18 protein-coding genes and 1 pseudogene are annotated in these 13,002 nt (G+C 27.8%); 14 read left to right on the top strand and 5 right to left on the bottom strand.

The annotated features are described in order from the left end of the window. The first annotated feature begins 18 nt into the window (after positions 1 to 18). The 14 genes and pseudogenes from BDU_RS05630 (at position 19) to BDU_RS05695 (ending at position 8,336) form a co-directional block, all read left to right on the top strand. Positions 19 to 456 carry a DUF1473 family protein gene (locus BDU_RS05630; protein ID WP_012539821.1) on the top strand — a complete coding sequence of 146 codons (438 nt, stop codon included), beginning with the start codon at positions 19 to 21 and terminating at the stop codon, positions 454 to 456. 12 nt (positions 457 to 468) lie between these two features. Then, on the top strand, positions 469 to 699 hold the full coding sequence (locus BDU_RS05635; protein WP_012539822.1) for a DUF1322 family protein: 231 nt from the start codon (positions 469 to 471) through the stop codon (positions 697 to 699). Next, a pseudogene (locus BDU_RS08460) lies at positions 696 to 1,738 on the top strand (DUF759 family protein). The gene BDU_RS05635 and the pseudogene BDU_RS08460 overlap by 4 nt, the downstream one beginning before the upstream one ends. Then, positions 1,723 to 1,866 carry a hypothetical protein gene (locus BDU_RS08615; protein ID WP_158298594.1) on the top strand — a complete coding sequence of 48 codons (144 nt, stop codon included), beginning with the start codon at positions 1,723 to 1,725 and terminating at the stop codon, positions 1,864 to 1,866. Before BDU_RS08460 ends, BDU_RS08615 begins: the two are co-directional and overlap by 16 nt. Positions 1,867 to 1,878: 12 nt before the next feature. After that, positions 1,879 to 2,514, top strand: coding sequence for a DUF792 family protein (locus BDU_RS05650; protein WP_012539823.1), 636 nt, complete (start codon positions 1,879 to 1,881; stop codon positions 2,512 to 2,514). Between the two features lie 4 nt (positions 2,515 to 2,518). Beyond that, positions 2,519 to 3,718: a DUF693 family protein gene (locus BDU_RS08465; RefSeq protein ID WP_012539824.1), complete on the top strand. Its 1,200-nt coding sequence runs from the start codon at positions 2,519 to 2,521 to the stop codon at positions 3,716 to 3,718. Then, positions 3,719 to 4,246, top strand: a complete 528-nt coding sequence (locus tag BDU_RS05660) for a DUF777 family protein (RefSeq protein WP_012539825.1) — start codon at positions 3,719 to 3,721, stop codon at positions 4,244 to 4,246. A gap of 61 nt (positions 4,247 to 4,307) precedes the next feature. After that, positions 4,308 to 4,640, top strand: a complete 333-nt coding sequence (locus BDU_RS05665; RefSeq protein WP_012539826.1) for a GPW/gp25 family protein — start codon at positions 4,308 to 4,310, stop codon at positions 4,638 to 4,640. Beyond that, complete coding sequence (locus BDU_RS05670) at positions 4,637 to 5,518, top strand: DUF276 domain-containing protein (RefSeq protein ID WP_012539827.1); 882 nt, start codon at positions 4,637 to 4,639, stop codon at positions 5,516 to 5,518. The genes BDU_RS05665 and BDU_RS05670 overlap by 4 nt, the downstream gene beginning before the upstream one ends. A gap of 12 nt (positions 5,519 to 5,530) precedes the next feature. Next, the gene (locus tag BDU_RS05675) at positions 5,531 to 6,151 is read left to right on the top strand and encodes a DUF735 family protein (protein WP_012539828.1); all 621 of its coding nucleotides are present in this window, start codon (positions 5,531 to 5,533) and stop codon (positions 6,149 to 6,151) included. A 12-nt stretch (positions 6,152 to 6,163) separates the two neighbouring features. After that, positions 6,164 to 7,042, top strand: coding sequence for a DUF685 domain-containing protein (locus tag BDU_RS05680; protein WP_012539829.1), 879 nt, complete (start codon positions 6,164 to 6,166; stop codon positions 7,040 to 7,042). Positions 7,043 to 7,123: 81 nt separating this feature from the next. Then, a complete protein-coding gene (locus BDU_RS05685; RefSeq protein ID WP_041177860.1) occupies positions 7,124 to 7,318 on the top strand; it encodes a hypothetical protein in 195 nt (64 codons plus the stop codon). A gap of 303 nt (positions 7,319 to 7,621) precedes the next feature. After that, positions 7,622 to 7,966: a BlyB family putative holin accessory protein gene (locus tag BDU_RS05690; protein ID WP_012539830.1), complete on the top strand. Its 345-nt coding sequence runs from the start codon at positions 7,622 to 7,624 to the stop codon at positions 7,964 to 7,966. A gap of 1 nt (position 7,967) precedes the next feature. After that, the gene (locus BDU_RS05695; protein WP_012539831.1) at positions 7,968 to 8,336 is read left to right on the top strand and encodes a BBA14 family lipoprotein; all 369 of its coding nucleotides are present in this window, start codon (positions 7,968 to 7,970) and stop codon (positions 8,334 to 8,336) included. Between the two features lie 31 nt (positions 8,337 to 8,367). Here BDU_RS05695 and BDU_RS05700 read toward each other — a convergent pair whose 3' ends face one another. The 5 genes from BDU_RS05700 to BDU_RS05720 form a co-directional block, all read right to left on the bottom strand. Then, a complete protein-coding gene (locus BDU_RS05700) occupies positions 8,368 to 9,282 on the bottom strand; it encodes an ERF family protein (RefSeq protein WP_143705865.1) in 915 nt (304 codons plus the stop codon). 533 nt (positions 9,283 to 9,815) lie between these two features. Continuing rightward, positions 9,816 to 10,355, bottom strand: coding sequence for a chromosome replication/partitioning protein (locus tag BDU_RS05705; protein ID WP_041177861.1), 540 nt, complete (start codon positions 10,353 to 10,355; stop codon positions 9,816 to 9,818). Positions 10,356 to 10,421: 66 nt separating this feature from the next. Then, positions 10,422 to 11,168 (bottom strand): ParA family protein, encoded by a 747-nt coding sequence (locus BDU_RS05710; protein WP_012539834.1) that lies wholly within the window; start codon positions 11,166 to 11,168, stop codon positions 10,422 to 10,424. Further along, the gene (locus BDU_RS05715; RefSeq protein WP_012539835.1) at positions 11,144 to 11,692 is read right to left on the bottom strand and encodes a DUF226 domain-containing protein; all 549 of its coding nucleotides are present in this window, start codon (positions 11,690 to 11,692) and stop codon (positions 11,144 to 11,146) included. The genes BDU_RS05710 and BDU_RS05715 overlap by 25 nt, the downstream gene beginning before the upstream one ends. Positions 11,693 to 11,701: 9 nt before the next feature. After that, positions 11,702 to 12,814, bottom strand: coding sequence for a plasmid maintenance protein (locus BDU_RS05720; RefSeq protein ID WP_012539836.1), 1,113 nt, complete (start codon positions 12,812 to 12,814; stop codon positions 11,702 to 11,704). Between the last annotated feature and the right edge of the window lie 188 nt (positions 12,815 to 13,002).

Genomic DNA, 13,002 nt, shown 5'->3' on the forward strand with positions numbered 1-13,002 from the left:
TAAAATCAAGGAGGCTATATGATTCAACTTTACAAAATGAATATTTTAACTAAAAAAGAAACACACACATTCGATGTAAAAGTATTACCTGTGTATCAATGGGATTCTATATTAGGTTTTTCACAAAATTATGGTATTGACAAACTCAATAATATTGATTATCTCAGGACAATAACAAACATTATGATCAAACCCGACTTTTTAGACAAATTTTACTTCATTTTAGATGATAATAGAAAATATATTTCTTACTACAAGGATTATCTTGTAGCAATACTGTATTCAATTCAATTCGATACATTTACCTTAGAAGAAGACTTCAAAAAACCAAGTCTTGTTTACTTAAGTCATTATCTCAATACTGATGGTGGATTTGTAAAATTTGACTATATTAACGATAGTTGGAATTATGAACAAGTAATACAAAATATCGATTCACAAGAAACAGAATTTTAAGGGTATACGCCTATGAAAGTGAACAAAAGAAGCGATATTCTTCAAGAAATAACACACTCATATTTCAAATTCCTTGAAAACGCAAAAAAAGACAAATATCACTTCCCCGTTATGATGGGTATTTGTAGCTTTAATGAAGTAAAAACTCTGAATTATAAAGACTTGATGGAGGTGAACAAAATATCAGATTTGAAACTTCAAATGAAGATATATGAAATGTCTCTATCTAGAGGAATATTATGAATAACACTGGATTTACCATTAAGTTCAAAGGTGTACTTGATCATGCTTCAACCAAAAAGTCTTTAGAAAAAGATATATCTATCCTTGAAAAAGTTCTAAAACCCAAAAGAACAAGACTCGATAGTACTGAAAAAATATTGAAACACAATCTGAAAGAAAAAAAAGCTGAACTTGCCAAACAAAACAAATATGAAAAACTAAAATTAGCAGAAGAAAAAAGACAAGAGAAACTAAAAATAGAAAAACAAAAAAAATTGCCATAAAAAGATCAACCATGTCCGAAAAACAATTAATGGACTTAGAGTATAAAACGTTAAAAAAGCAAAGCGGAATTATACGTCGTACTGGGCGCGGTATTATAAGCATGGGTAAAATAGCTTTGGCGGCTACTGTCGGCGGACTCGTAGAAGTTGCTGCTGGAGAAGCTATTGGAAGTGCAGTAGACTATGCTAGAAAAACAATACAAAAGAATGCAACAGCTAAAAAGCTAAGTTTAATCAATTCGAAAATATTCAAACCAGAAGAAAAGTCTAAACTTGACAAAATCCTTCAAGGAATACCGGGGTTTGCCAGAGACATCGATAGAGAAGAGTTCATTAATTATGCTGGGATCTTGAGAAAAGATTTGGCAAGTTTAGGGCTCAACAATGAAGAACATCTTACTAAATCGGCAATACTTGCCGCAAAGCTTAAATCCACAGGAATTATTGATGATAATGCTGCTGCTATTTCTGTAGTATCAGAATTCTTAAGAGGTAAAAGCGGGCCTTTATATGATACTCTAAGGTCATTTCACAAAGTATTTAACAAATATAATGAAACTAAAGAAATGGAATATAACTTCCTATCTTCAGGTCAAGCTTTGTCTTTTAGAATAGAAACACTAAAAAAAATTATTGATGATTTTGATGCAATTGAATTATCTACATATACAACTAAAGAAGAAAAAATCAAAAATAATCTTGGTAAAGTCGAAGATTCTTTTTCAAGAATTTCAACTACAGTACTAGAACCCATTTTAGATTGTTTAGTATGGTAAAAAAAGCACTGAAACATATACTGTGGTTTTCTAGTGCAGACGACAAAACAGATAAAGACCATTCACCACTCCCAACTACTGATACTGGGACTAAATTAGAAAAAGACGCAAGTGTGAAAACACCTTAAGGAGGTATAAATATGATTACACAATTTACAACTGATTTTATACATCAGTACCAAGATGCAAAAGGCATGAAATCAATGCTAGACTATATTAACTTGACGCCGTCTCAAATAACAACCATTTTGAAAGAAACTTTCAATCAATTATCTAGTGTGTTTATGACGTCGAATTTCTTAATTCTATGCCCACGAATAGACTTTAAAGGGCAAGGATATGTCCCACAAGGATTTTTCATTCAAGCTAAAAGTGAACTAATCAACATGAAATATAGTACTACTTGTTCAAAACGTCCTATAATTGATTATTACACTCGTAAATCTACACATGTAAGTTATAATCCTACTTTCAACGATGAGATCATCACACTAAATAATGCTAAATTAGTTAGTGGATATTCAGAACTACTCAAATGGTCATTCAATGTGCCTTTTGGAAAATCTATATTTCCAAATACTAGCAATTTAGCAAAACAACACTTAACTAACAGGGTAAAAGAAAGTGTGCCATTTAGTGTTTACAGCCCATCTTTTGGATTTAGAGAAATAGTTGCTGTTACTTCTCTTGATCTCAAAGATACAGTATATCTTGATGAGGTTGAAATTAGTGTAACATTAGAAGTTCTCAAAACATTTACAAAATACAAAGGATGAATTAATGGAGCCTAGACTTTTGAAATATGACTTTAAGATAGAATTCTACGATCAACCTAAAATCTACGAGATACCTAAAAAAGAAAATGAAACTCAAACTGAAAAAGCTAAAGAAAAGAGCATACCTAAAGAAAAACCAAAAGAAGAAACTAAGACTGAAGAAACTAAAGAAAAGAAGAAAAATACAAACGAACCCAAAATTGTACTTCGAACTACAGATGGTATACATATAGACATTCAAATATCTGATGTATATACAAGCAATAACTATATATGTTCTAAACAAGCAAAACTAACTATTTGGAATTTACCTATAGATTTTAATGATAATTTACAAGCTGGTAATATTGTCGCAATATACTATAAAAAATTTGCAGAAGTCAAAGATTATGACTTTATTATGTCTGGGTATTTGGGTACACCTATGAGTACCGATTATCCTAGTGGTGATTTTAGTGTTCAATTGGAAATTCATTTAGCATCAAAAAGCAATTATTTTCATAGAGCACTCAACCCAAATCAATTTCAAGGCATGACAGTAGAAAATGCGATCAAATCAGCTTTTCCTAGTAGAAATATTATCAATATGACTTATGAAAACAAAAAACGCATAATAAATGAAAGTTTCTGTGCAAACACTCCTGTTGAATTCATTGAAAAAATAACTAAAAAGTATGTTCAAAGTGTTAGAACAGATATTGAACCTAAAGACCATACACAACTCATCCAAGAAGCATCTCTTACTACTACTCATACTGAATGTAACTATATATTTACAAATTATGTACCGATACAAACAGAAACAGAGAAAAAAGAAGAAACAGAAAAAAATAAGCCTATACAAAAGGATAAAAATCCAAAAACAGAAACACCTACAACAGATACAAAAGAAGAGGAAACAAAAACAGACACAGATAAGGACTATGAACCTCTTGAAGATTATCTTCTCGAATTCATACCACAACAAGAAGTCACTATAGGTTCAAACAGAAATATTAAGTTCATATATTGGAATGCCAAGATTATGTATACTCACAAACTCAAAGTTGGCGATAAAGTTAGTTTCATTGATGGTACTGGCAATAAAATTAAGGGCACTATTTCACAAGCTGATGCTGTATTAAGTAATATTGGTGAGTGTTCTCTTATACTCAAGCTTTACGATGATGCTAATTTTTTAAACATAAAAGGAGAAGCTAAGTAAATGCATTTGAATTATGATATTTACAGAATGAACAGCCAAATGGCTGGTTCTGCATTAACACAAGAAGAGATCAAGCTATGGATTTACAAAAATATTTTCATCTCTACAATAGGAATTATCAAATCTTTCAATTCTGATGTTGTATTACTATCCCTTTACAAAAACATAGAAATTAAAACTCGATGTATATCCAATATGTATTTTGATCTACAAGAAAATGATGAGGTTATTCTTTTGCAAAGTAGTATCAATCTTTTTGATATTAATGATGATAATTATTTTGACAAAAACTATTTCTATATATTACGACCGATTAATATGCAAAATGCAACTATCAAAGTTGATGATTTTTCTATTCACACAAAAAACCTTATGGAGATCAAAAATAATAACATAAGTTTGAAACAAGTCTTAGAAGAAATAGTTAATTGTTTATACAATTTGAGAGTTGCGCAAGGTACAGTTGAACCTAGTTTTTACACATATGTTAACAACATACAAAACAAGATAAACATGTTGCTAAAATAGTTTTTAGCAAAAATAGTATTATACTTCCTTTTATTAGTTAAAAGGATAAAGGATGTAAAGATTGGATATCAGAATTGACAATGATTTTAACTTAGCTTTTAATTCAAATTTACAGCTCGTTGATAGTATTGAAGAACAAAAACAACGACTATTTATCTTCTTGAAGACTCCAAAAGGTAGTCTTTTCTATGATCCTCAATGGGGTTTGGATTATTCACACATTGTAAAGCTTATCAAGGTGAACTCTGTGAACCAAATCAAAACTTACTTATTCAATATTATACAGGATCTCAAAATTGATATTGTAAATCTTGACGTAAAGATACAATCAAACACAATAAGCATTGTCTTTTATTTTCCAAATGACACTCTAAATATGGAGGTAAAATTATGAGCATCCTGTTTGATTCTGATGTTGGAGTCTTGAAAAAGAATATTGAACAAATTGTCAATGCTAAACGTCAATACTTAAGAGATAATTACAAAATATTGATTAATGACGACCCAGCATCCATTTACAACATTATTGCAACATCACTTGCATTCATAGAATGTGAACTAATTGATGAAGTTAACAAACTATTCCAATCTATAAAACCTGATTCTGAATATTGGCAAGCGATAGAAAAACACATAAGTGTCAAAAGTACTACTTATGAGGCCATTAAGAACTCTCTACTATCTATTAATGGTATTACACACGCAAATATCAAAAGTACTGCTGGTACAGCTAGTATTTATGTTATTGTAGACGAAGAATTTATGAATTCAGACAAAACACAAATAGAAGATACAAATCTAAAAGCAAATATTTGGAATATACTATATCTAACATGTCCAATTGGTACTACTTTTGAAGGAGACATAATTATCGACGGAATTAATAATAACAACCAAAGAATCGAATACAAAGTGTCACTTGGTAAGAAAAAATACGTGTATCTCAAAAGCAAATATAAAGTAAACGTCAAAAATCATCTATATCTTAATGTTGACGCTAAAATTAGAGATATTTACACCAGAATTGCAAATAATAATTATGGTGATATGGGAATTAGTTTTGAATATCAAGATTTTTTTGCTCCTGTGAATGAAATTAAGGGCGTACACTGCATTGATGTCTCTGTTGCTCTAAAAGAAAACTTGAATACAAAAATTAACGAGATTAATGATAGTGAATTTACGAATAATGAAAATATTCAGGTTGAAGAAAATGAAATTCTTGATTTTGATTTTACTTCTGATAGATTGTTAATCAATATATCCTCGTGAAAAGGAGGTTAAATGACAAGTATACCTACTATACCCACAGTCTTCAATGAAACTGAAGTTGAAAAAATAATACATGCCGAACTTGGATTCATAGATCAAATAATCAAAGAGGTCAAAACTCTTAATGATAATTTCCAAGATATCAATGCTACTACAAATCTAAATTCAAGATTCATAGCATTCTGGTTATCAGAAATATTGAAAATTATCTACTCAACAAACCAAACTCTTGAAACACTAGCAAAAAATATTGATAGTGTGCTTTTCGCTTTACGTCATATTGGGACCCATGAATCATTTATAAAACTATTCAAAGCTTTTCTTAACGTTGATATCGAACCTACTACTTTATCACCTGGTGTTATCAACATTAAGCTCAAAAGCGATATCAAAACTAATGTTATAGCATTCATTGTTGGTAGTAAGTCAAAAAAAGACCCAACACCTCATAAAAAAATTACATTCAAAACTAAAGAAAATGGACGTATTCTCAAAAAAGCATGGATTATAACTTTACTTCCTAAAGGATATGAAAACTCTATTTACGCATTCATCAAAAAACTTATTCCTATTGGAAGAATACTCAAGATTCAAAACTATAAGAATGAATACGTCAAAGAATCTAAAGGATAATAAGGAGATTTTATGACAAGTCAAGAAAGTCCTGAACAAGATACCGTCGTAAGACATGATGATACAATAGAAATTAGAAACCTTAATAGAAGAACCTCAACTGACCCCTCTAATCTATTGGTTTTAGATGATGGTTTTTCTAGTTGCCACGCAATTACTTTTGATGATTTTCGTAAAGAATTGCACAAAAAAACATTCGTTAAAGGCGAAGGCGTTAATGATTTTAAGCAGGTAATAAAAAGCCTCATAGCAACTAAATTATTACAAAATACAAACTTTATCAATCAAGCTTATCAAAAAGTTATAGAAAAACTAAAAAATAATGAATCCAGTGTTATGGATTCTATTCTTGGCAAAGTTACTAGTAAACTTGAATATGATTTATCACAGCAAGATACCTTAAATACAAATACTTATTTTCTAGGACTTCACTATTCTTCTTTGAAAAAAATAAAGGTTCAAGAACATCTTACCGGTATTAGTAACAGCTTCAATGCAAGTAGTACTAGTACCGTACAAGCAAATAGCTATAATAGTAGTAGCCAATCTTATAGAGAATCCGTGTCTATGTATAGTTTGCTAAACAGACGTTATATCTTTGAACTTGGTTCTAATTCACGACAATCTGAAAATGAAGAAATAATTATACAAACAGATAGTTCATATGATAATAAGCCTATTTACTTAATTGTAAAAGTCCAAGTAATGTCTAATTCAACTTCACAAGCTACTAAAAAAGTTAGTATCCAGTACAATAGTTATTCTTCAACTAACAGAACTATATTTACACTTGCTTCCGTACACGGTGGTACATTATTTGAAAATAATATTTTAGAAGGTTGGTACATGCAAAAAAACGTGGGGGGTAATCCTTTGCTTCTCAAATCATAATTTTTATTTTTGCTATATATGATTTTAGCTATATATTTAATATACCATTTATTATATTATTATAAAAAGTGAGGTTAAAGGATGATGCAAAGTCTCAATGTTTTATTGGAACTTTTACTTAATATTGACGGAAGTAAATTGATTATTATTTCTCTATTCATTTTAGGTATGGGTTCATTATTTGTTTTTCTTGTTAAACCAATAACTAAAGATATTATCAACATCTTAGCTACCAAGTTTAAATGCAAAGACAAAGACAAGGATAAAGATTTATGATAAAGGTTAATTGCAATTCAAGTAATATTGAATTGCATTAATTTTATTGACGAAAAAAAATTACAAAAAATTTGTTTTTGCTATATACCTATTGCTAGGCAATTATGGATAGGAACGCAAGTTGAAAACTACGGTACTTGCAAACTCCATCCGAAAATGGTGCAACGCCTTATGCACCTACAACAAAACAGGATATCCGAAACAAACAAAAATGGATGGGAGCATTAATGCTCCCTCAAATCCAAAAAATCATACAAAACAATAAATCGTAAATATTACAAAATTATTAGGAGAAAACTATAAATGAATTTAAGTACGGCAAAAATCGGTATTGACATACTAAACAAATTTACAGAACTTTTACAAAAAAATAATAATGACAAAAATACATCTACTTATACAAATATCTTCTTGAAAGTAGTTAACTACATATTTTCTTTGTATGAAGCAAGTATAAATAGAATGGAACAGAACGAAGCCATTAAACTATTATCTGAACTTGAAGAGATTATAAGAATCAATATCGAAATAATCAAAAACTCTGAAGATTATTATAATCAAGATGAGAATGCAAAATATATATCTCAACTTAGAAGCAAAAGAAATAAGATTATGAATTCTTATATAAAAATATTAAAGGAGGCTTAATATGAAAATTCAAAAAATAATTTTACTATCAAGATTAATTTCTCTTTTCTTGATAATTTCTTGTACTACTATCGCTTCACTAATAGACGAACCAACACTTCCAAAAACAGAATCTCTTAAAGATATCAGTACTTATGAAGCTAAGTTATCCGATTATATTATGTATTTGCAAGTATTCTTAACACGTACACAAAAAAAAGTTAAAGACCCCAATTATCCTAAATTTACTTATTTCAATCCAGCAGAACTTAAATCTGAACATACTGTTGAGGATCTAAAGTTTAACATCAAATTATTTCAAGATTATATCACCATCACTAAACCTATTGCTCAAGATGTATATAGAAGATATTCAAAATTAAAAAATTAATTATTTAAGCCCCTGATGGGGCTTTTTATTATCACGTTAAGCTGAATAAACACTGGAATTCTTTAGTAATAGACAGTTGACTAAACAATTTCAGTGGACTATTTCCAACTTTATCTGAATCAAATGCCATAAATATATTAAACTTCTCAAGCCTACTTAAATCTTTACTACTTTTAGTAAAGTACTCTTTAATCAAATTACACCAATACTCAATACTCTTTAACATTTTATTTCTGTTAAAGTGTTCAAGTAATTTAGAATCATCTCCCGATTTAATAGATTCAAGATAATCGTTTATTTCTGACAAACTGCCAAATGGCTTCTCGCTTAAAAAGTCATACATATTTCTTGATGCTATTAGTAAGTTTTGATAATAAGTAAATTTATTCATATTAACATTATGTTTAACTTCGGATTTAGAATGCCCAGTATTAACAACTTGTTTGTTTTGTACTCTACTTTCTATTGATCTTGCTTTTGTTACACCTATAGATGGTTTGTCTGTACTACTATCTTCACTATTAGAAATATTATTTTCAATTTGTTCTTTATTGTTCTTTTGTTCAATATCTAAATTACTAGCATCAGTATCAACTTCACTTTCTATTGATAAATATGCAACTAGTGCATAACGTTTGAAATAAGTTATTGCAGACCCCACAAGCTGCGGCCATGTATTTTGACTTTTCACACCAAGAGACTTCAATTCTTTTATATGTGTTGATGTATCAAATGAATGTTCATATCCACTTGCAGGACTATAAAATGTCGTTGTAACAACATCTACTAAATTACCATCAATGCTCTTTGTAGTTGGATATTGCACAAAATCAATATCTAGATCATGTTCCTTAATAACATTCTTAACCTCTCTTACTATTTCATTAAAATCTTGATATTTATATCCATAGCCATTAAGATTTTTGTTTACACCATTCAAACCCATTCTCAACGTTTTAAGGTTCTTTAAAAAGTCTATTCTCTTTTGATTGTTTGTTGTACTTTTGTTGTTTCTTGCATATTTGTTTTTGGAATATTATTACTATTTATATTCATATCAAATCTCCTTATTTGTTAGTTTTATATAAATAAATATTATAGCAAAAATTAATTTTTGTCAACTATATATCTTTAATCAAACATTATCAAAATATAAGATTTAAATTAATATAAATTTAAAGATAAAAAAATTAGGTCTTTGTTAACACTTCTTAATAAAGACTTATTAACAAAGACCTAACATCTTTTAAAACCACCTAACAAATTCAGAAGTCTGAACATAAATAGACCTCAACAATACTACTACCATATAATAAATCTATAATAATGTCAATTAACTTACTAATATATATACCTTAAACATACATATTATATATCTACACAAGAGTAGATATAATTAGTAATATCAAAGAAATACTTTTTTCAAAAGCATTATATCATACCTAATATTAATATACTTAATATACATATGAATAAATTTCACCTTAAATTTTTAAATTCCTTGAAAAACTCTTCTATTAAATCTCTTTTATCCTGGAATAATTTATCCATTAAAAAACTAGTAAACTTAGCATTTTTCTTATAAAAATCATAACTTTCTTGCTTTTTAAGTTGAAATCTTAAGGGCTTTATGGGATTTTGTTTTGACTTTTTTATTGTTTTAGTTTCCTTATTCCTTAATACAACTAATGTTTCTAATATGCCATTTTTTATCAAAAATTCTTCTTCTATCACCCCTTCTTTTATTGCATTAGCAATCTTTAGATAATTATAAACCTGAGCTCTTGCAAGTCTAAAATCTTTAGCAAAAGCATCAAAACTTTTATATCCATCAAACTTATAATACTGATTATCCTTAATTTCTTTTAAAATTTTTAATGTTTCTAATTTACAATAAATTTCTTTTTTAGAATTAATTTTTAATTTTTCTTTTAAAGAACTATAATGGTTTAATGCATCATCATTAACAATACAATTTTCATCACCATTTAAATCCCTTCTATTAAGCTTTATATCCATTTCAAACTCCTTTTTAGTAAAATGTCTAATTATTAGACGATTTACCAATTTGATAGTTAAATTTTATTAACAAGTGACTTTTTTAAAAAAAACTTCCAAAATATTTTCATATTCTTTTATATAATCTTTATTCAAATCAAAAGTATTATTTTCTGCTATTCTTCTATTTAAATCTTCTCTTTCCGAAATTATCCCTAAAAATCTGTCGCCTTTTTTTAAAATCTCAAACAATGCCTTATGCGTCTTATTCTTCCTAAATCTTGTTATTATTAAAAATATAGGTAAAGACAATTTTAATTTTTTTATAAAAAAATTAAACAAATCCAAACTTTCAACTGCCCACTTTTCAGCTGTCATTGGGATTATTACATAATCACTACATATAAGTGCATTTTTAAGTGTAATATCTAAACTAGGATTAGTATCAATAACTATATAATCATATTCAAAACATAAAGTCCCCAAACTAGTTTTCAATAAAATATCTTTACATTCAATTTTCTCATCACTAAAATTATGTAAAGTAAGATAACTAGGTATTAAATCAAGATTATCACTTATACTGATAATAGAACTATCAACATCTATATTTTCTTTCAAAACTTCATAAATATTAAACTTAGTCAGATCAAGATTAAGTTTTTCTATTTTTTCATAAAAATAACTAGTAGTAGAAGCTTGAGTATCCATATCTATTAACAATACTCGATATTTTTGAGCTAATAATGTTGCAAATATTATACTGGTCGTACTTTTCCCAACTCCACCTTTGATTGATGCGATGGTAATCACCTTTGGTTTTTTTTTATCCATCTATGTACAAGACCTCCTTTTGGCAATTTTTTGTTATAAAACAAATATACTTCTCTTTCTAACTTTGAAAGTTTTTCAACCAAAACTTGACAATACTTTGTTTTAAATCGATCTTTTTGAAGTAAACGATGTATACCTTTAATATAACAAAAGACACTTCCCTTCCTAAATCTAAACTCTATGTAATAAATTTTTGAAAAAAAAGATGTTTTAATTATTCCATTTTCTTCATATTTTTTTATAATATTTCGTATTGGCTTTTTATAGCCATAGAATATCCCTAAAAATTTGTCGTCTCCCTTTATAGAAAATAAATTAAAAGACATGATTTTTTTTTGATTGAATAATCCTCTAAATGAAATAAAAAATCTACCTTTATATCTGTTATCTATTCCAAATGCATAAAAATCATTCATGACCTTTGTATGGTATATTTTCTTATTGTCTTCTACTTCTAACCTAATAAATATGTTTGCTTTAATCTCATCCTTTTTTTCTCTAAGACGCTCTAATACACTATCCATAACAAATCCTTAGTCAACAATTTTTTCATACTCCTCTATTCTTAAATGCTCTTTCCCTTCTACCATCTCTAAAATTTCGTAATAATAGTGATTATTAAATACTTGGCTATATTTCAAATCAACTTGCTTATTTAAATAATTTCTTAACATTGGAACTAAAACTTTAACCTCTACTTTGTTCTTCAACTGATCTATCAGTATACTAAATATATTATTTCTAATCTGTTTGTGGTCTTCTTTTTGACCTTTTTTCTCTCGTTCAACTGTTTTTTTAATCCTTTTTACTATCTGTCCTAAATCTCCGTATTTACTACTCTCTACGATAAAATGCGGCTTGTCTTTATACTTTTCATACGCTTTTTGTATCTCTGTTTCTAATTGCTTCTCATTGTATCCTTCTTTTCTTAATCCTTCTTTTGTCTCTGCTAATGCCTTTTCTAATTCTTGTTGTTTATCTACTAATTTCTTGTTCTTATTGCATTCTCTTTCTATTCTATTCTCTTCTTTCTTCAGTTCTATTAGCTTTTCTATTTTGATTTCTTTTGTTGTTTCTAAATTCAAAATAGAGAGATATTTATCATCTTTGAATTCACACTTCTTTATGTACTTTTCTAGCTGTGCATTTTCTCTTTCTATTTTTTCTAGTTCTTTTTTCTTCTTTTTATTATTCTTATTATTACTATTATTATTAATACACTCCCATTTTTCTGCACTCCCATTTTTCTTTAGACTCCCATTATTAGTGCATGTTTGTTGATGGTATGCATTAGCACGTTGTTGAAATCTGTCTTCTTTTTTGTTTCTAAAATGTTTATTGATTTTATAGTGACATACTTTTTTAGAAAATCTAAGTTTGTAGTGAATTTCAGTACCGCAATTCTCTCCTAAATGTCTGTAATAGTTGCTAGTTACTTGAAATTCTTTTTCTAGTTTGTATAAATAACTTTGTAGAGTCTTGAGTGTAGCTTTTTTTTGGCCATTGTTGTTTAAGTTATTATTGAAGTAATATAGTATTTTATTTTGATTATATTGTTTAAACTTAGAATTTATATAATTTAATGTTGAGATTAAAACGATTAATTTGTGTTGGTATTTATTGATGGGCTTTTTTATATTTTCCATATAAACTCCTGATTTGCTAGGCTTTACTAAAAAGTATAATAACTCAATTGTTACTAAAAAGTAAACCTATTCTTAATAAAAATATTTTTTTTGTAAAAAAAATTATAAATATTATAGCAAAAAGTTGACAAAAATTATTTTTGCTATAATATTTATTTATATAAAACTAACAAATAAGGAGATTTGAT

The sequence above is a fragment of the Borrelia duttonii Ly genome, from assembly GCF_000019685.1.
GTDB lineage: Bacteria > Spirochaetota > Spirochaetia > Borreliales > Borreliaceae > Borrelia > Borrelia duttonii.